Raw genomic sequence first — 17041 nt, 5'->3', positions numbered from 1 at the left:
AACAGACGGGTGAAGTGCTGTGGGTACTGGAAGCCGAGCCCATAGGCGATCTCGCCTATGGGCTCGGCTTCAAGTACCCTCTCCTTGGCCAGATCCATCACCTTCAGCTGAATATACTCCAGGGTGGTTTTAACGGTTTCCTTCTTCACCAGGTCACCGAAAATAGTTGGGGGATAGGTTCAGCCTGCCGGCGCAGTAGCTCACCGCCGGCAGGCCCATGGTCTGCGGTTTGTCGGACCGGAAATACTCATTCAATAGCTCCTCGAATTTCTCGAGCGTGTCACTGTTGGCCACATTCCGGGTGAGGAACTGGCGGTCGTAGAAACGCATACAGTAGCTCAGAAACAGCTCGATGTTGGAGGCGATCAGTGTCCTGCTGTGCCGGTTTTAGTTTATGCCCGCTCTGCACCCAGCATTTCGGCCTCGGTTATACTTGCCTTATCGGAGCCCTGCTTGGCCTCCAGCACAAAGCAGTCCTTCTTGTAGAGGTCGATGAAGTTGGTGCTGGTCTTACCCTCGCCATCATCAAACACCACAGACCGCTCAAAAGTATAGGTCGCCTCATGCACCTTGTCCGTGGCCAGCTGCGGCTTCTCTACGCCCAGCAGCTCGCACAACTTGGTTAGAAACACTGGTAGTTGGCGCGTTCCGAAGCACCGGAAGCTTTCCAGCGGGTGATGAAGTTTGTGACAGAAGGGATAGAGGCAAAACTCATGTAGATAATATCGTTTGCTTTCAGATAGACTGATTCTTTCTATGCTGCAGCTTATAGAAAAGGACAAATCATAGATTTATTGATATTATTGAATGCGAGATAACGGGAGTGGATACCCTGACCCTTTTGCCACCGCGCGCACAGAATAAGTGATAGCATGCATCCTGTGTCGGATAACCAGGCCCAATGTCGGATAAAAGTCGGATAAAGCTTTTCTTATAACAGGCAGGCGCTCTTGCAGGGCATTTGTCAAGTTTTTCGGTTATAAAACTTGACAAATGCCCTGCTAAACACTTTAGTGGTACAGCATGTGCGAAGTATGTTAATTTTAAATAACGTAAACCATATCTTACAAACTAAAGCATATTTGTAAAATATATTTTACGTTATGGCTAAATCAAAACTTTTATACCCCTCCTAGAAACGGCTATTAGCTGAGCTAGGGGAAAATATCGAGCTTGCCCGACCGCAGCGTAAACTCAGTGCTAAGCAGGGGGCCGAACGCGCTGCCATTTCCCGACCCACGTTGAGCCGGATTGAGAGAGTCTTGGCGCAGGTGGGTCGGGACGACAAGCTCGGCCGCAAGCTGCAGGACGCCGAGCTGCCAGTGCGAGAAAGGGCCCCTAAACATTCAAGCGACACCTAAGAGAAGATGGCGAAGCACAAGGACGCCAGCACCTTTAGAAGTGAGCCTTCTGCCATCCAGCCTTGCTAAGTCCCTAGCTTGGTCGTTTCCGACCAAGCTAGGGACTTAGCCGATGACCAAGTTAGTGACTAAGTGAAGGAGCTGTGAGCATGTTTAAGCGTGGAGCACCTGCGGGTGTCGGCCTGCGCCGCTAAACCGGCAAGGCACAAAGAGGCACACGGGTAAGAAGCTCTGTCTTCTCTACTTATGCAACCATTAATTTGCAATTCGCGAATTACGAATCAACGGTTCATATAATCAGAGACAGCCGCTACCGGGAGGAGATCTTGGGTTGCCACCTGATGGACCAGGACCGCTTGCCGCTGCTGGAGGAAAGAATCGAGCAGATTATCCAGCTCTAAAGCAGAAGCGGCCACAGGGATCTACCGCCCTGCTTAACATAAGGTAAATTATAAGACTATAAATATATAGTAATTTTAACACCAATCCGGCTTGAGTAAAGACCTGCGCAAAGGTCTGACGGTAAACGCAAGTTCTATCAAGGTTAGAGCTCCTTTGCCGTCCCGGCTACTCATCCCACGAAACAAGATAAGGACTTGATTAATAAGAGACGTTAGTTTCAACACTTTTATAGCCAACGCAGGAAACAGTCACCGGCTCCACATCAGAAACAGCAGTAGCGGGAATAGTAAAGCTAAACCTCCCATTTTCATCTGCAACAGTACCCAGGCTTTTGCCCTTTATTCCTATAGTGGCGTAAGGCACGGGCTTGTTCTGAAATCTGTCTACAACTTCACCTCTAAAGACCAGGTTCTGAGAGGCACCAGAAGTATAGACTAATATCAAAAATAGATACAGGAGCAGTCTAAATGTTTTCATTGAATAAATAAAAGGGAGATCAAGTAAAGGGTTAGTAAGAAGTATAATCTACAAGAAGCAGTTTCATCCTATCTATATTAAATAGCATGCAGCACAACGGCATTGCTATGCAGCGGGCAAAGCAATGCGAGCCTTTTGCATAGGTGTTGAAAGTGTCTATGCTTAAGTCTTCTAAGGGATAAACTTCCAGTTCTGGTCAGAGGCCTTGTTATGTCCGACCCCGCCCACCACATAGGCTTCTCCATTGATCACAAAGGAAACCCCATAGCCGTTTGCTTCTCCCGGATATTGGAGTTTCTGCGTCCAGGTATCTGCAAGATGGTCGTACTCCCATACAGCTCTGCTGTTATGGTTCCCGTTCATAAAGTACCCTTTATTATGAATGGTAAAGCCAACAGCGTTGTAGCCGATGTATCTTGGCAGGCTTCTTTTCTGGCTCCAAGTGTCCTGTGCGGGATCATACTCCCAAAGGTCCTGCAGCCATGGATTGCCACCGTGATTGCCTATACCAACATATCCCTTATTGTCAATGACGAAGCCCGACGCTGCCGAGCGACGCAAGCCCGGGAAGTCTTGCTTCTTAAGCCAACTATTCGTCTCTGGGTTGTACTCCCATACTTGGTTAGAGTAGAAGCCTGTGATGATGTAGCCCTTGCCCTTTATTGCCAAGGCGACAACATTCCTGGTTTCAACCCCAGGAAAGTCCGCCGCTCTGTTCCAGGTTCGCAGGTTGGCGTCAAATGCATACAAAGCGCGGGAGGGTCTCAGCTGCCCCATTTCTGTTCCACCGCCAATATAGGCTCTGTCCCCTATCACGAAAGCAAAACCTTCTCGTAGGGCCCCTACTGGAAAGTCACCTATCTTTGACCAGGTGTTGCCGCTTGGGTCGTACTCCCACATATCGCTTAGAAAACCGGTTGTTCCAGTTCCTGTGCCTACATAGCCTTTGCCCCCAATACTGAACCCGATTGCATCATGCCGCCCTATGGGAATTGGTTGCACCCTCTTAAACCTACCGTTCACGATGAATAGCGTATCCTCACTAAATGTTTCTTTGGAGTAGACCCTCATCTTGATTTTACCGGTTTCAGCCCCTGCTGGAATGTGCACCTGAAGTGTATCGCAGCTTACGCTGTGCGAAGGAGCCTCCACCCCTTGGAAGCCCACTACATTGTGCTGTGGTTGTTGGCTAAAGTTCTCACCTATCACGGTTAAGTTTGCGCCTACCGTGTCTATATGATTATAAAAGGCATGGATAATGGGCTCATTGAGCACTTCACGCTCTTTCTTCTCGCAGGAAACCAGCGGGAGCAGCAGCAATGCCGCTAATCCGACATTTCTCATAGTGATTCTTTTGATTCGATGTTACCCCTATGCGGCTAACTTATTAACAGTTAGGATATGAGCCGTATGTATGGCTTATATCCTAACTGTCATGAGCTTTTTTGCCTTTTGAGTATTTTAACAATTCTGTTATTTATGATTTCGGACAGGTTCCAATTGTACAGTTTGGGATCGGTTGTGCTATAAAACTCAATCACAACAGCATCAAGGTCTTTGTGATATTTTGCGAAGCTCTGGTATCCTGGAACCCAACCGGCATGTTCATACTCATAAACGGAGGAATAGATTTCTTGCTCTCCTTCATCAAACACAGAACCATCGTTTAAGGCCCTCAGGAAAATACCCACGTCCTCCGCTGTCGCTAACATCCCGTGTTCTTCGGTTTTTAAATCGAGTGGATGCCCCACATGATAACCACTCATCACATCATCAATATTCACTTCCTTGAGCGAGCCATAAGTATTGTTCAGATTTAGCCGGGCAAGGATTTCTTCCTGAATGAATTTGAAATTGCCATAGCCCAGCGTGTTATCCATTATTTTGCTCAACAACAGGTAATTTGTATTACAATACTCATAATCTTCACCGGGTTCGAAGTTAGCCGGCTTGTCAAGAATCAGTGCAAGACTTTCTTCATAGGTCTCTGTAGGAGCTGCCCAAAAATTTGGAGCGTCCGTAAAATTGGGAATGCCGCTTCTATGCTGTATCATCATTCTTAAAGTGATCTTATCAGCGTTTTCAATTCTTCCTGCAAGCTCGAGTAAATAATCGGCTATGGTATTATCCAAAGAAAGACGGCCATCGCTTACCAGTTTAGTAATCGCCACAACATCATATAGCTTTCTGATACTTGCAACCTTGAATAGGGCCTGGGGTTTGGCTGGTATCTTGGCTTCACGATCATGCCAACCGGAAACAAAATACTGAGGTGGTTTCCCAGCTTGGTCTATATAAACAATCATTCCGTCAAATCCATGACCGATGGCCTGATCTAACTGTTTCTGAACGGTATCCGGTAGCGGAAGTATCCATGCCTTAACCAAAAGCCATGGAACAAAGAATAAAGAGACTGCAGTGCCTAGAAATAACAATACTCTGAATATCTGCTTGGTTAGTTTCTTACTCATTTGATCTGGGGCCTGTGTACTCATATTTAATTGCTCATGGTTTTGTACAGGCTAAGGCGAGGCATCAGCCGAAGCTTAAGGCTGTGCCGTGGGGAGTAGACATTATTCTGCAAACCTGTACCTTATTCCCCAACTGCCTCTCAAAAGGCTGGACCCAGCCAGTATGCCTGCTAACTCTATTTGAAAACCAAACTTCTTCTCTTCAAATGGATAGATATTGAGTCCAAGAGGAATAACGATGCCTTCCAGAAACTGCACCCTCCCACCTAAGCCAGTATATACATTCACTGTCTCATTTCTTTTAAAAATGTAATTCACTGTTAATTCAAGACTCGTGTTCCTAAAATAATTGTCAGTGCCGATGCGAAGCTCAGGAAGAAACCTGTTATTTATCTCATAATTAAGTCCTGCAAACGGCAAGTTCGATTGATTGAAGCTAACGCCAAATTGTGCATAAGTTGCTGTGGAGATAAAGAGGAAAATTATTACTGCGTAGATTTTTTTCATATTAAGTTTGTTTGAGTGTCTTTTCGAAGTTTGTTTGAGTGTCTTTTCGAAATGATGCTGTTTACTCCCAACGGCCTCGTGTAAACAACGTGCAAGGCCGTCGGCCGTAGAATGGTGTTTACACAATGTTACCTGCTGTACTTTTTATCAGAGTTCGATTGTCCGTTCTGCGTTTATTTGTTCTAAAAAAGTTTCATCGTGAGAAACAACAATCAATGTTCCTTGATATTCATTGATTGCGGCAGTCAGAATTTCTATGTTTTGAATGTCTAAATTATTCGTAGGTTCATCAAGAATAATGATGTCGGGTGATTGATTACTTATTGTCAAACAGCAAATCATTAACCGCATTCTTTCTCCGCCACTCAAAGCACTGCAAGGCTTGCCCCAATCGTCTTTAGTAAACAAAAATCGGTTGAGCCTGGTTTTTATTTCGTGTTCCTGCAATGCAGAAGAATTGAATTGTTGGGATTGCTCGTAAACGTTCAGATGGTTGTCAAGCAGAGAATAGTCTTGGTCAATGTAAACCGATTTGCTTTCTGCTCTGTAAATTGCTCCTGAATGCGGCTCTAACATTTCTAAAATTATTTTTATTAAAGTCGTTTTACCAGAGCCGTTTCGTCCTTTCAAGGCAATGCGTTCCCCACTTGTGATTTGGAAACTCAAACTGTCTTTCCAAAGCGGTCTTCTCTCATAACTGAAATTTATATTGGCGGCGGTGAAGAGGATTTTCCCTTTATGTAGGGCGGAACTGTCAAAACCGAATTTCATTTTATCACTGTCAGGCAATGTAGAGCGTAGCGCTTGCAGGTCTTGCGAAATACCGCCAATTTTCTCTGCGTGCACACTTTTCATTTTTGAACTGCTGTTTTCGGCATTGTTCCGTAATGTGTTCATCATTATCCTGGCTACGCCTGCCTTTTCTTGTTTGCCTTTTCCACGACTGTCTAACTTTTGTTGTCGTTCTAATGCCTCTCTTTCTTTTTCTTTGGCTTTTCGCAAGGCTTTTTCTTTGTTTTGAATATCTTGGTTCAAAGCATTGCTCTCTACCTGTTTTTGTTCTAAATAAAAACCATAATTGCCGCCATAAACTTTAATACCACTGCTAGTCAATTCACAAACAGTGTTCAACAGGTTTAATAGTTTTCTGTCGTGGCTTACCACAATCAATGTGCTTTTTGCAGACTGAATGAAATCATACAGAAGTCGTCTACCCAAAACATCTAAATGGTTGCTCGGTTCGTCCAACAAAACGAGTTCGGGTTGATGAATGGAAATACCTGCAAGGAAAACTTTAGTTTTTTGCCCACCGCTTAAGGTTCCCATTTTTTGCGTCAATTCAAAACTATTCAGTTGCCAGTAGTTCAGGGCTTCATTGCATCTGTCTTCAATCGTCCAATCGTCATCAAGCAAGTCCATATTGCTTTCTGTTACGTTTCCGTCAAAGATTTCTTTGAGTGCATTGAGTTTGCTTTCAATCCGTAACGCCTGGGCAACGGTCAAATGATTGTATTGCCCAAAAATCTGTGGCACATAATACGGTTCGGAATCAACTTTTAGTTGTCCGTCAGAATATTGTAATTCTCCTGCAATGAGTTTCAGTAACGTTGATTTTCCTGCTCCGTTGTTACCGATTAAAGCTATTTTGTCTTGGGAATTTACTGTAAGATTGATGTTTGAAAACAGTAAATCTTTGTTGGGATGTATATATGAAAGTTGCTGTAAAGTCAACATAATTTCTTTCTTTAAAGATTAAACAAGGAAACAAACCGTTTTACAGTTTGCTGCCTTTAAATGGTCTGAAAGAAATTGTTTTTCACATATTCTATTTATCTTTTTCTTTTTGTGATTGCAAATGTACGATTATTTTGATTTTTGTATAGCAGGTAACTAGCGGATAAACGACAACATACGCTTATCTGTACTATGTGCGTAATAGGGTAAACCTATTTTTGCATCATTTTGCAGACTGGATTTGGTATAAGCAGTAGTGTCGTACATTACAGTATATTATTAAGCTAATATAGGTGATAGCTACAGATTATCCAACGGGCTGACAATTTTATCCAAGGCGTGGGTGGTGATGTGGGTGTAGATCCCGGTGGTCTTGCTGCTCCGATGCCCCAGCAGCACCTGGATGTACCTTAAGTCCGTGCCCTGCTCCAATAGGTGCGTGGCAAACGAATGCCTGAGCGTATGGGGCGTGGCAGGCGCTTTTACGCCAGCTTTCTCCTTGCTTGCCCGGAACACGTTGCGGATGCTTTCTACTGTGTACTGCCCGCCGGTTTGCCCCTCAAACAGCCACACCTTGGGCTTGTACTGCCTGTAGTAGGCTCTCAGGCTTTCCAGTAGCTTTTGCGAGAGCAGCGTGGTGCGGTCCTTCTTGCCCTTGCCACCCCGAATGAGCAGCAGGTTCCTGTCCGACTGCACGTCGGTCAGCTTCAGGTTGATCACTTCACCGATGCGCAAACCGCCCGCGTAAAGCAGCTGCAGCATGCAGCGGTGCTTCAGGTTCTCCGTAACGGAGAGGATCTTCAAGACGTCTTGCTTGCTGAGCACCTGGGGCAGGCGTTCAGGCTTCTCAGGCCGCTCCACCTGGTTTAGTTGCACCTCATGGCGCAGCAGCACGCGCTGGTAGTAAAACTTCACCGCATTGATGGATTGGTTGACAAAGGATACCGAATAGGTGCCTGCCTGCACCATGCTTCGATGGTAGTTGTTGATCTGCTCCTCTGAGAAAGCGCTGATGCCTTCCAACCCCTTGTTCTTGTGCGCGTTCAGAAAGCGCAGCAGCAGGCTATGGTACGTACGAATGGTGCTGGGGCTGTAGTTTAAGAGAAAAAGCTTTTCCAGGTACGTTAGCGGGCAAGGGATATAGTCCTGGCCCTTCTGGTAGCTTTGTTCCCAGAGCCTTGCCTGCAAGGTCATGTCCTTTACATGCATGGTTTGTGCCAGCCACAACTGAGCCATGGACTCTAGTTCGCTTAGCAGCACGTGCATCGACTGGCTTTCACTATCGATCACAAAGCACTGCATCTCAGGCAGCCACCTGGCAACCTTGCTTTGCCTCAGGCAGGTGTAGATTTCTTTGTTGTACTGGTGGCTGAGTTGCACGTACTGCTTCCCCTCATGCTCCAGTGGCCGTAAACGCACCACCGGCTTTACCGGCGCCTTTTCCAACGGCTCGGTTAACGCAGCACTACCTTGCTGTAAAATCACCGTTCCTAATGCAGGTCGCAGGCGCTTGGGCTTGTACAGATAACGTGTATCCACTTTGGCCAGCCCCTGAAAGTGCAGGTGGGTCATCTCGATGGCCTGATTGCTGTTGTGCATCACAAAACACTTATAGGTTTTGCTGTATTTGATCCAGGAGGCTTCTTTGAGGCGCTTGAAGACAAAGGGGTTTGCCTTGAACCAGAGGCGGATATAGGGTTTACCTTCGTGCTCCAAGGCATTTAAGTAAACAGCAGGCTGATTATTGGGATAAGACATCGGGCAGAAGGCTATATCAAAACCCTAAATACGTGCTGTTGAAACCTTTAAGCGCAAACTATACGCATAGATGCGTTTATAAACGTATAAAGCGCAATTAAACGTTTATAAACGCTTATAGCTTCAGCGCCGTTTACGCCCCGCTCCCTGCAGCAGGGCGTCCCGCATCCGCCGCAGGACATAAAGCAGATGGGCATTGTGTTGCCCAGCGTTGTTGGGGTCGCTGGCCAGGTACTCGGCCAGCGTGGTATAGGCCTGGTCCAGGGAATCGGCCATGCCCAGCGGCCCGTCCTCGGCCATCACCGCCTGGAGCAGCGGGGACACGTCAAAAGGGGGGTTGAGCGGGCATTTTGGCGCGAACGGCCCGGAAGAGGGTGCGTTCGGTGCCGGAGGGGTTGTTTCTTCTTTCATGGCTCCTTTACATTTTCTGACGCTGCCCCTGAAAAACCCGCGCTCGCCGCTGCCCCTGAGGAGCAAAAGCCGCTGGGTTTCCCTGGCGGGGTACCTTGTCTGTGCTTACATTCTACCGTTTCATCTGTTCCTAGTGCATGGCCAGCAGGCACTATCCCCTGCATGTGACACAAATTGCAATTAAAACCACTATAACACAAGGCAAAAACAAGGCTGTTTGCAACATGGTTTTTCAAGGCATTATTTTTGAAATAAGCTTATAGAAGCGTTAGGAAAGGATTTTTGACGCCTTTTTTTTGCAGGTTTAGGCTGATTTGTAACATTCGGGATAAAAATAAAATGGAGAGGCCTGCTTCTCCAGTTCCTGCTGCCTATCCCTCCCCCGTCCTTCCCCAGTTGATATTCCTCTCCAGTGGCTACGGCGGGTACCTTCGCTTTGCTGGCCACCGCTCTCAGCTCCAACAGCTAACTGGCTGCCTTGGAAGCCCTTGTAACGGCGTAGATGATGCCTTGTCGCCGTTGAGCTTGCTGGCCCAGCCCTGCAAGTAGGCCAGCGAGTTCTTGCGAAGTAAGAACTGATGGATAATTAGGAAATACTATTATGCGTGATGGAATAAAGGCACCTGATGGCTAACCTATTCTTTGGAGGGTGACTTTCCTTCGGCACCACCTTGAAAATCAAGCAGGCCGCTTCCCTGCAGCAGGGCGTCCCGCATCCGCCGTATATCGGAGAGTAGTCCGGCGTAATGCGTTCCATAGGTATTGGAATCCCTAATCATGTACTCTGCCAGCAGCGTGTACACCTTGTCCAGGGAGCGGGCCATCTCCAGCGGGGTGTCTTCCTGAGTGAGCACCTGGAGCAGGGGGGCTGTATTAAAAGAATCAGCAGCAGCGCTCCTGCCGGTTACCAGCCTGTAAAAGGGCTGCTTTACTTCCGGGGATGGTGTGGACTGTTCCATGGTCTCTATTTTCTGTTGGGGTATCTTTCCTTTAGTTCTGTCAGCTTGGCTTTGGCCTGCGCTGGGGTCCAGGTGAAGCGCACCAGGCAAAGGTTGGCGGCTTCTCTGTTTGTCATCATATTGGCTTCACGCAGTTTTAGGATATGGTCCCAAATCACCTGCTGCACCGGCATTTCTTCAGGCTCCTCCACGTTCTGCCGGGTATCATTGCGTTTCATGACTTGCAGAAACTCCCTTGCCCACACCTCGTGTGTCTCCCGCTCCTCTTCCGTAAAGGCATCGCAGTAAACCCAGGCCCCGTTGCGGTAGATTTTCACCTCGCGCATCCTCACCCGATCCGCTGTTTTGTAGGTCTTGAAGCCAACCGTGTACCTGGCTACCGGAGTGCTGTTTCTGGGCTGTATGGTCTTCTCCATGGGAATGGGTTATAAGTTGTAACGGATGGCTAAGGCTCTGTTCTGAAGAATGTGCGTCAGGTCCTGTACACGCCCGCGCTCGTCCCTGGACTGCAGCGTTTGGGCCCCTTTGGCCATGGCCACCTTCACCGCACGCTGCCTGGTGGTGTAGTCGAGGCTGCTGGCCTTGCAGATCAGCTGCCCTTCTCTGGTTTGGAATGTTGCTTTCATAGCTCTTAATGTTCTATATATAGAACACTTTTAAGATTAAAAAAGGGCTTCCTCTCATTGCCCTTGCTTTATTTATTATACGTTGTAGTTTACAGACTGTTATATATATAGAACAGTTTTAGTAAATATTTTAATCTTCTTTTTTCTGAGGCCGCTTATGTTCGATAGGGTAGTCGATCAACCTGGCAGGAGGAAACTTATCTGTGTCTATAAAGCGCTTTGTGCTCCCGTCTATTTGAGGCACATCCTCTGCATCCAATACACCTCGCTTAATCCTCCTGTTAATGGCAGTAGGAGAGACACCACACAGCGCTGCATACTTGTAAGGTGTGACGTATCGGGGATGTTGTTCTTCTGCCATCGTGGAAGTTTCTACGACAAATCTACTTTATGTGTTCTACATATACAACCTGCGTTCAAAGACTCGTATTTTGCACTAACTATAGAGCAGCGTATCTCTTTCTTCCCCATTTTGTAAATTTAAATTCTAATTTCAAGGCATGATCAAAGTCAAACACCCGAATCCTGCAAAGAACCAAACACAGGAGGCTATGCTGGTGCAGTTCCCAGAGGCAGAGCGGCGCTTTCACGAGCTGATGTTCAGCTATGGCAACGCTGTCTATCGCTATCACCAAGCGGCAGCGGAGCACGAGCCTACGCACCAGGAGTATGAAGAGTGGCTGGAGGGCCTGCCGGAGCACATGGCCAGAGATATGGCCGCTAAGGGATTCGAAAGGTGCTGCACAGTGCTCAGCTTCACCAGGTATGTTCAGGAAAAGAACGATGTGGGGTTAGACGAGTATGTGCGCGGACTGATGGGTGAAGCGGAGTATGAAGAGTATATAGCTAGGATAGAAGGCGGTGAAAGAATACTGTAGTTTGTTGTGGTTTACTTCATCCCTGTAACTAATCTAATTCTTTCTTTCCCCTTTTGTAAAAATTGTTGAGCGTAATGCTGACACAGGAACCACGCACCAGTACGGTCCCACAGAAACTGGGTATAAAGCTGAGTTACCTGGCAGAGCAGCTGGACTGCTCCACTGAAACGCTGCTTTAGAACATCAAACGCAAGCCGTCCGAGCGTCTGTACCTGCGTGCCTTCAAGGTCAGCACCTATGAGTACCGTGTGAATTTGGAAGACCTGGTGGATTTCATCGAGCGCAATTATGTGGGTGCAGAAATAAAAATTACTTAAGCAGATGGAGCTGTTGGACTTGCGCACCGGCTACTGGATGGCCGTATTCGCTGACTTCAAATCAGCCGAAGCCTTTGCTGAGGAGCGGCAAAGCCAGCGTGCGAAGATAGCCTACTGCGGAAGCATCAAATGGGTACGGCCGATGGAGGTAAAGCGGTGGCCAAAGAAAATCCCAGGGAAAGGCTTTATGGATTACCGCTACAAAGAAGCAGATTACCTGGCGCGTCATCACGGGGAGCAGCCACCCCCTACTTCCGGCGGAGCACTGGAATGCATCAGGCAGACCGCCGATATGCTGGCCAATAGGCAGGGCATATCGGCCGAGTGTATTGTTATCGAGAAAAAGTGGTGAAGCGCGGGCGGCGCTTGCTTTGCGCGGGAGGGACAGCCACTGTTCTGACAGCTGTGGAATGGAGAGCAGCGCAATGGAACAGATGGCTGAACTGTGGCCAGCGGACGGGAAGCTCTCTGACAAATTAGCATAATTTGGCTGAGTGCTGGACGGTGGGAGCAAGGCTTGCCGGGGAGGGCCTACAGCTGGGGGCTGCCTACTCATTGGCTTTGTAGGTGAGAAACTGGTTTACCTCAGCGTTTTTATCAGTATAGGTATATGTCTTCCGGTCAACCTGCTTGCCGTTCTTATGGACCGTAATCTTGAGCTGCATCGAGGCAGGAGGAGTCTCTACCGATGAGAAGCCGTAGGTGGTGTGAATGTTGAGCTCCCGTACAGCCTCTGCCTCATAGGAGTAGTCCTCCTCTGTCAGGTGCTCTTCAAAAAAAACAACAGGCATCTGCTCCCGGGTGCCGGTTCGGTAGAACTCTCCGCCGCTGATACTGATAGTTCTTCCGAACTTCTCGTAGTCCCCGCTTTGCTCGATGTCCACCCTGAAGGTAGCTGCATCAGGCGTAGGTGTATCTTTTCCGGAGTCGCCGCAACCGGCTAGGAACAGAACAAAGAACAGGAGCGCGGTTAATTTTGACAGTGTTTTCATAAGCTTGTTTTTTAGAGTTGGTTCAAATTATAGCTTCACCGCTACGCTTTTTTTTTGCGCGTTGGAGGGGCGAATCAGATCATTAAAGTCTTTCACGCCGCTGGCCTTGTGCACATGCAGGCCGGAGCGGATGCCTGACTCCCGCTCAAAGGCGCTCAGGCTGAGCTTTGAGACAGGTAGCTCGAACTTCCTGTCACCTACTGTAAATTGCAGGCTGTCGGCTTCCTTCCGGAAGGAGGACTCCTTTCCTGCGATGGCCGTGGCCAGCACGATATCATATACCCTGCCCTGGTAATCATTGTCAAACAGGGTCCTTTTGGCTGCCTGTGGCCAGTGCTCCAGCGCCAGGCGAATCTGGTTGCGGGCGATGCCGCCGCCGAAGGAGACGAAAACAGCGGACTCCATGTCCATTTCCCTGCGCCGGAGTTGGTAGAAGCTCATGGCATCGATGGGGTTCTCCCCGAAGAACACGTTCCGGGTGCGTGCCGGGCTGCCGGCAAAATCGGCGATCCACATGCCGCTCTGCCGGTCTGAGCCAGCAGCCACGCTCCTGAAGCCGTAGTTGCGCAGGTCATAGCCAATAGTGGCATCAGTGCCTGGCTTTGTCAGCGGGAAAGCGATGTTGGCGTATGCTTTATCCGGGTCCTTGGCCGTGTCTTTCACCAGGTGGATGAAGGGCAGGAACTTCTCTACTGTTTCCCGCTCAAGGCCTCGCTCCTTTGTCAGGTAGTGGAGCTTCCCCGCTGACAGCGGCTGCGGGGCATAGCGGCCCGCATCGAAGGCCTTCGGCGGCGGCGGGGTAAATGCAGGCTTGAGGGTTTGCGGTTCGCTGGCCAGGCGGGCAAGCACCTTGTTGATGCCTTCTGCCTCGGAGACGTAGCACTCCTTGAACCGGTGCAGTCTGTTCCTCACGAAGTCGATGACCGACCCCCGGTCGCTGCTGCCGTCCCGGTTGAAGTACAGCTGCCTGCCAGGGTCACGCGGGTTGTTGATGATCACCGTATCGCCATCGGGGTGCCTGTACTCCAGGCTTCTGCGCCCCTTGCGCAGGTCCACCACGTAGCCCAGCGACTCAGCTGCCTGGGTAATGGGTACTTTTTCCCGATATTCCCTGAACGTCATCATAGCCTGTATTTACTTTAGCGCTTCAACCCGGTCGGTTTTATTTCTTCGGCTCCCCTGCTTTCCGATTGCCCAGGCAATCGCTCAGGCTTGGTGGTGAATCCGCGGGGCTCGTTCAGGTCGACACGGGCACGTATCAGCTCATCCCCTCCCTTTGCCTTGAATTCTATCATGTTGCCCTGCCGGAGCTGCTCCCGCTGATCGGCACTCAGGACAACATCCCGTATAGCGGTCGGCACGATAAAGTCCCGCACCCGGGCTTTCAGAATCTCGTTTGTCTCCCGGTCGAGCTGAAAGTAATGCGGCTCCCTTTCCCCGTTCAGGGCAACGTGGTCCCGAACCAGCAGGCCTCCCGCCTTTAGCTTCTCCAGCTCCTCGGGTGTGGCCCCGATGTCGTTGTTTATCTGGGCACGCACAGGGTGCACGTTCAGGGAAAGTGAGTTATCGGGGTTGCGGAAGAGTGAGAGCTTGGCGTCCGTTTCAAAGCGCTGCCCTCCGGTCAACTCCACAGAGAAGGTCCGAAGGCTGGTGCGGTTACCTGACAGCAGGGCGGCAAGGTCTTCGTTCATGTTCAGCACGTCCTTCCTGCCTAGCCCCAGTTTCTCAAACTGCGCGTACGGGAGATCCTTTATGTCAAAGTTCATACAAATACTTTAATCGTATACATTGTTTCATAATATGCCACAGCGTAGTCTAATGAGGAGAGTTGCTGAGTAGCTTCTTTACCTCCACCAGCTGCGCATTCACCTCCTCGCCAAGCAGGGAGAGGCGCTCCACGGCAATGCTGTTGTAAGGACTTGTGAGGGCTTCACCCTCCGTGCCCATGACGATATCGAACGTGTCTGCCAGGATGTACTTCACCTGGTAGGTGGTGCCGTAGTAGTTTAATACCTGCAGCAGCAATTCGATACTGCTGCCCTCCCCGTTCTCTAACTTGGAGATTTGTGTCTGGTGGACTCCCATCGCTACGGATACTTCCTTTTGTGAGAGCCCCAGTGTCTTACGGAACGCGTTTAGCTTTCCCCCTATGTCTGATAGTGCAATGTTCATACTTGAAAAGCAGAAATAAGTGAGTTTATATCCTTATAGATTCTAATGAAGTTTGCTTCAAGTTTGGTGTTTCGGGCAGCGGCTGATCCAAATTTATAAAATATTGGCATATCCGCATACTGTTCCTCCTCTTTCGCAACCTCCTGAAGGTTAAGATTGATTTTACAGTTATACGTGCTGCTTACGTGCTTGCCATTATAAACTGCATTATCAAAGGCCACCTGCCCTACCATTTCCCCTGCCCTCAGGTTCGCTATCTTGGAGGCCGGAATGAGCGAGCCCATCTCCTCATTCATGCTCACCGACACGCGGTTTCGATCCACGCTTATCCCCTGCTTCTGCTGCCGGACTTTTCCGAATATCTTCTCCAGCCAATCCAGCGTTTCCTTGTTCCTGACAGAGCCGGAGAGCACGTTGGCAGCCACGGCGCATATCGTGTCGGCCGTTTCCCTGCCGTACTGCTGACGAAGCTGTGGCAGCTCCTGCAGGCCCAGCAGCACAGCTATCTTGTTGCTCCTGGCCGTGGCGATCAGGTTCTCTACCTTGTGCACGTAAAGGGTGGGCGACTCATCCACGATCAACCCACAAGGCAGGTTGCCTTGTGAGTTGATAAGCTTTGTCATGCGGTTTAGTATAAGGGCATTGCAGGCGCTGTTGATGCTCTGGGTAGAGGGATCATTGGCGATTACCAGGATAGCGGGTTTTTCGGGGTTTGATATCTTCAAATCAAAGTCATCCCCGGAGAGCACCCAGAAGGTTTCCTTTGTGGCCAGGCGCCCAATGTTGATTTTAAGCGTGCCGATCTGCCCCTCCAGCTGGTCAAAGGCCTTGTTCATGTAAGCCGTGCGGAAGGGAGAAAGCAGGCTCTTAAGCTGTGGTTCCGAGAAGAGAAGGTCAAAGATCTCATCATAGCTCAGGTTGAGCAAGGCCAGCACATGGGGGAAAGTGGAGTACCTCCCTGCCTGGTGGCGGCTAAGAAAGAAAATACAGCTAGCCAGGAAGTTCACTGCCGACTGGGTGAAGAACTGCGCAGCACCCGACTCTTTGTCGTTTTTGGTAAGCGACTGGAGGAGTGCTTCGGCTGTCTCTATCGCATCGGCCAGCGTGGGCAGGTACTCAGGCTTGAGCGGGTTGAACCTTCTGCTATGCTCCACGCTGTTGAAGTTGATCACATGAAATTTGTGGTTCTTGAGGGGTCCCCGCTTCTTATTGACCAGGTAGTGGTAGTAGGCAAGTTTGCCAAGATCGGGAAACTTGAAATCATACAGGGCCATGGAGAATCCCTTAGCCAGCAGCTGCTTAATAAACGGGTTCACAATCGAGAAAGACTTCCCCGAGCCGGGCGTGCCGATCAGGAGCGTAGCCCGGAAGGGATTGACGATGTTCAGCCAGCCTTTGTTTATTTTCCGCTTGTGGTAGTAGAGCATGGGGATATTCACCGAGTAAGGGTTTTCTATCAGTTCGCGCGACTGCTCGAAGGATTCGTTCTCCACGTTGAACCTGTCTTTCATCAGGCTACTCTGGATGCGCTTGGACACGTTGTCGAGGGCTACGTGGATCAGCATGGCCCCTAGCAGGGAAAACACGGTATAGAATACCTCGAAAAGCGTGATACCGTAGAAGAGCACCATCTCACTCACATAAAAATAGAAGAACCCAGCGCCCAGGAATAGCGCCGCCCCCACAAAAAGAGGAAGGAGGATATGCTTTAGCGGGTCGAAGTTCAGGTTCTTCTGCGCCCTGGTGCCCAGGGCCACGATCATGATTAGCCCAAAAGTAAAAGCTTTTGAATAGTAGATGTTCTCGTAAATCGGAAGGCGGGCCAGCCTCTCCACTACCGGCTTCACGCTGGACAGGAAGGCTGCATCCGCATACAGGAGCACGGCAAACTCTGCCATCAGGGAAAAGTAGACAAAGCTCTGTAGAAAGGTGTAGAGCTTCTTTAATTCGCTTGATTCTTCCATAGGAACATTACC

Annotated in this window: 20 protein-coding genes; 3 read left to right on the top strand and 17 right to left on the bottom strand. The window is 49.2% G+C overall.

Annotation, left to right across the window (positions count from 1 at the left end; genetic code table 11):
• Positions 1 to 153: 153 nt before the first annotated feature.
• Together ACXYMU_RS19315 and ACXYMU_RS19310 are read right to left on the bottom strand one after the other, a co-directional pair.
• Positions 154 to 330: a hypothetical protein gene (locus ACXYMU_RS19315; protein ID WP_458988062.1), complete on the bottom strand. Its 177-nt coding sequence runs from the start codon at positions 328 to 330 to the stop codon at positions 154 to 156.
• Between the two features lie 62 nt (positions 331 to 392).
• Positions 393 to 632, bottom strand: a complete 240-nt coding sequence (locus ACXYMU_RS19310) for a type IIL restriction-modification enzyme MmeI (RefSeq protein WP_458988061.1) — start codon at positions 630 to 632, stop codon at positions 393 to 395.
• Positions 633 to 1621: 989 nt separating this feature from the next.
• On the opposite strand from ACXYMU_RS19310, the gene ACXYMU_RS19305 reads away from it, so the two are divergent.
• Complete coding sequence (locus ACXYMU_RS19305) at positions 1622 to 1762, top strand: hypothetical protein (RefSeq protein ID WP_458988060.1); 141 nt, start codon at positions 1622 to 1624, stop codon at positions 1760 to 1762.
• Positions 1763 to 1961: 199 nt separating this feature from the next.
• On the opposite strand, the gene ACXYMU_RS19300 is transcribed toward ACXYMU_RS19305, so the two are convergent.
• The 10 genes from ACXYMU_RS19300 to ACXYMU_RS19255 form a co-directional block, all read right to left on the bottom strand.
• The gene (locus ACXYMU_RS19300) at positions 1962 to 2240 is read right to left on the bottom strand and encodes a carboxypeptidase-like regulatory domain-containing protein (protein ID WP_458988059.1); all 279 of its coding nucleotides are present in this window, start codon (positions 2238 to 2240) and stop codon (positions 1962 to 1964) included.
• Between the two features lie 171 nt (positions 2241 to 2411).
• Positions 2412 to 3584: a kelch repeat-containing protein gene (locus ACXYMU_RS19295; protein WP_458988058.1), complete on the bottom strand. Its 1173-nt coding sequence runs from the start codon at positions 3582 to 3584 to the stop codon at positions 2412 to 2414.
• 89 nt (positions 3585 to 3673) lie between these two features.
• Entirely contained in the window at positions 3674 to 4711 is a 1038-nt protein-coding gene (locus ACXYMU_RS19290; protein WP_458988057.1) for a serine hydrolase domain-containing protein, read from the bottom strand.
• A 102-nt stretch (positions 4712 to 4813) separates the two neighbouring features.
• Positions 4814 to 5218 (bottom strand): hypothetical protein, encoded by a 405-nt coding sequence (locus tag ACXYMU_RS19285; protein ID WP_458988056.1) that lies wholly within the window; start codon positions 5216 to 5218, stop codon positions 4814 to 4816.
• Positions 5219 to 5365: 147 nt separating this feature from the next.
• A complete protein-coding gene (gene abc-f / locus ACXYMU_RS19280) occupies positions 5366 to 6952 on the bottom strand; it encodes a ribosomal protection-like ABC-F family protein (protein WP_458988055.1) in 1587 nt (528 codons plus the stop codon).
• A 300-nt stretch (positions 6953 to 7252) separates the two neighbouring features.
• Positions 7253 to 8710, bottom strand: a complete 1458-nt coding sequence (locus tag ACXYMU_RS19275) for a tyrosine-type recombinase/integrase (RefSeq protein ID WP_458988054.1) — start codon at positions 8708 to 8710, stop codon at positions 7253 to 7255.
• Positions 8711 to 8833: 123 nt separating this feature from the next.
• A complete protein-coding gene (locus ACXYMU_RS19270; protein WP_458988053.1) occupies positions 8834 to 9121 on the bottom strand; it encodes a hypothetical protein in 288 nt (95 codons plus the stop codon).
• A gap of 635 nt (positions 9122 to 9756) precedes the next feature.
• The gene (locus tag ACXYMU_RS19265) at positions 9757 to 10080 is read right to left on the bottom strand and encodes a hypothetical protein (RefSeq protein WP_458988052.1); all 324 of its coding nucleotides are present in this window, start codon (positions 10078 to 10080) and stop codon (positions 9757 to 9759) included.
• 5 nt (positions 10081 to 10085) lie between these two features.
• Positions 10086 to 10496 carry a hypothetical protein gene (locus ACXYMU_RS19260; protein ID WP_458988051.1) on the bottom strand — a complete coding sequence of 137 codons (411 nt, stop codon included), beginning with the start codon at positions 10494 to 10496 and terminating at the stop codon, positions 10086 to 10088.
• A 9-nt stretch (positions 10497 to 10505) separates the two neighbouring features.
• Positions 10506 to 10706 (bottom strand): hypothetical protein, encoded by a 201-nt coding sequence (locus ACXYMU_RS19255; RefSeq protein ID WP_458988050.1) that lies wholly within the window; start codon positions 10704 to 10706, stop codon positions 10506 to 10508.
• Positions 10707 to 11206: 500 nt separating this feature from the next.
• Between ACXYMU_RS19255 and ACXYMU_RS19250 the strand changes: the two genes are divergently transcribed.
• Together ACXYMU_RS19250 and ACXYMU_RS19245 are read left to right on the top strand one after the other, a co-directional pair.
• Complete coding sequence (locus ACXYMU_RS19250; protein ID WP_458988049.1) at positions 11207 to 11584, top strand: hypothetical protein; 378 nt, start codon at positions 11207 to 11209, stop codon at positions 11582 to 11584.
• A gap of 321 nt (positions 11585 to 11905) precedes the next feature.
• Positions 11906 to 12253, top strand: coding sequence for a hypothetical protein (locus ACXYMU_RS19245; protein WP_458988048.1), 348 nt, complete (start codon positions 11906 to 11908; stop codon positions 12251 to 12253).
• Between the two features lie 196 nt (positions 12254 to 12449).
• Here ACXYMU_RS19245 and ACXYMU_RS19240 read toward each other — a convergent pair whose 3' ends face one another.
• Genes ACXYMU_RS19240 through ACXYMU_RS19220 form a run of 5 tightly spaced genes read right to left on the bottom strand, consistent with a single transcriptional unit; the run spans position 12450 to position 17029 of the window.
• Entirely contained in the window at positions 12450 to 12893 is a 444-nt protein-coding gene (locus ACXYMU_RS19240) for a beta-barrel fold lipoprotein (RefSeq protein WP_458988047.1), read from the bottom strand.
• Positions 12894 to 12920: 27 nt separating this feature from the next.
• Entirely contained in the window at positions 12921 to 14018 is a 1098-nt protein-coding gene (locus tag ACXYMU_RS19235; protein ID WP_458988046.1) for a DUF3991 domain-containing protein, read from the bottom strand.
• Between the two features lie 14 nt (positions 14019 to 14032).
• The gene (locus ACXYMU_RS19230) at positions 14033 to 14659 is read right to left on the bottom strand and encodes a DUF4099 domain-containing protein (protein ID WP_458988045.1); all 627 of its coding nucleotides are present in this window, start codon (positions 14657 to 14659) and stop codon (positions 14033 to 14035) included.
• 49 nt (positions 14660 to 14708) lie between these two features.
• Positions 14709 to 15065 carry a helix-turn-helix domain-containing protein gene (locus ACXYMU_RS19225; RefSeq protein WP_458988044.1) on the bottom strand — a complete coding sequence of 119 codons (357 nt, stop codon included), beginning with the start codon at positions 15063 to 15065 and terminating at the stop codon, positions 14709 to 14711.
• On the bottom strand, positions 15062 to 17029 hold the full coding sequence (locus ACXYMU_RS19220) for a type IV secretory system conjugative DNA transfer family protein (RefSeq protein ID WP_458988043.1): 1968 nt from the start codon (positions 17027 to 17029) through the stop codon (positions 15062 to 15064). Before ACXYMU_RS19220 ends, ACXYMU_RS19225 begins: the two co-directional genes overlap by 4 nt.
• Between the last annotated feature and the right edge of the window lie 12 nt (positions 17030 to 17041).

It is taken from the genome of Pontibacter sp. CAU 1760 (genome assembly GCF_054482735.1).
The sequence above is the reverse complement of the archived record's forward strand: the minus strand, read 5'-3'. Positions and strand labels throughout refer to the sequence as shown.

Coding starts and splice junctions, on each gene's coding strand:
- ACXYMU_RS19270 (WP_458988053.1), bottom strand. CDS start 9,121: ATGAAAGAAGAAACAACCCCTCCGGCACCGAACGCACCCTCTTCCGGG.
- ACXYMU_RS19295 (WP_458988058.1), bottom strand. CDS start 3,584: ATGAGAAATGTCGGATTAGCGGCATTGCTGCTGCTCCCGCTGGTTTCC.
- ACXYMU_RS19250 (WP_458988049.1), top strand. CDS start 11,207: ATGATCAAAGTCAAACACCCGAATCCTGCAAAGAACCAAACACAGGAG.
- ACXYMU_RS19300 (WP_458988059.1), bottom strand. CDS start 2,240: ATGAAAACATTTAGACTGCTCCTGTATCTATTTTTGATATTAGTCTAT.
- abc-f (WP_458988055.1), bottom strand. CDS start 6,952: ATGTTGACTTTACAGCAACTTTCATATATACATCCCAACAAAGATTTA.
- ACXYMU_RS19230 (WP_458988045.1), bottom strand. CDS start 14,659: ATGAACTTTGACATAAAGGATCTCCCGTACGCGCAGTTTGAGAAACTG.
- ACXYMU_RS19315 (WP_458988062.1), bottom strand. CDS start 330: ATGCGTTTCTACGACCGCCAGTTCCTCACCCGGAATGTGGCCAACAGT.
- ACXYMU_RS19220 (WP_458988043.1), bottom strand. CDS start 17,029: ATGGAAGAATCAAGCGAATTAAAGAAGCTCTACACCTTTCTACAGAGC.
- ACXYMU_RS19225 (WP_458988044.1), bottom strand. CDS start 15,065: ATGAACATTGCACTATCAGACATAGGGGGAAAGCTAAACGCGTTCCGT.
- ACXYMU_RS19265 (WP_458988052.1), bottom strand. CDS start 10,080: ATGGAACAGTCCACACCATCCCCGGAAGTAAAGCAGCCCTTTTACAGG.
- ACXYMU_RS19245 (WP_458988048.1), top strand. CDS start 11,906: ATGGAGCTGTTGGACTTGCGCACCGGCTACTGGATGGCCGTATTCGCT.
- ACXYMU_RS19255 (WP_458988050.1), bottom strand. CDS start 10,706: ATGAAAGCAACATTCCAAACCAGAGAAGGGCAGCTGATCTGCAAGGCC.
- ACXYMU_RS19260 (WP_458988051.1), bottom strand. CDS start 10,496: ATGGAGAAGACCATACAGCCCAGAAACAGCACTCCGGTAGCCAGGTAC.
- ACXYMU_RS19235 (WP_458988046.1), bottom strand. CDS start 14,018: ATGATGACGTTCAGGGAATATCGGGAAAAAGTACCCATTACCCAGGCA.
- ACXYMU_RS19285 (WP_458988056.1), bottom strand. CDS start 5,218: ATGAAAAAAATCTACGCAGTAATAATTTTCCTCTTTATCTCCACAGCA.
- ACXYMU_RS19240 (WP_458988047.1), bottom strand. CDS start 12,893: ATGAAAACACTGTCAAAATTAACCGCGCTCCTGTTCTTTGTTCTGTTC.
- ACXYMU_RS19275 (WP_458988054.1), bottom strand. CDS start 8,710: ATGTCTTATCCCAATAATCAGCCTGCTGTTTACTTAAATGCCTTGGAG.
- ACXYMU_RS19290 (WP_458988057.1), bottom strand. CDS start 4,711: ATGAGTAAGAAACTAACCAAGCAGATATTCAGAGTATTGTTATTTCTA.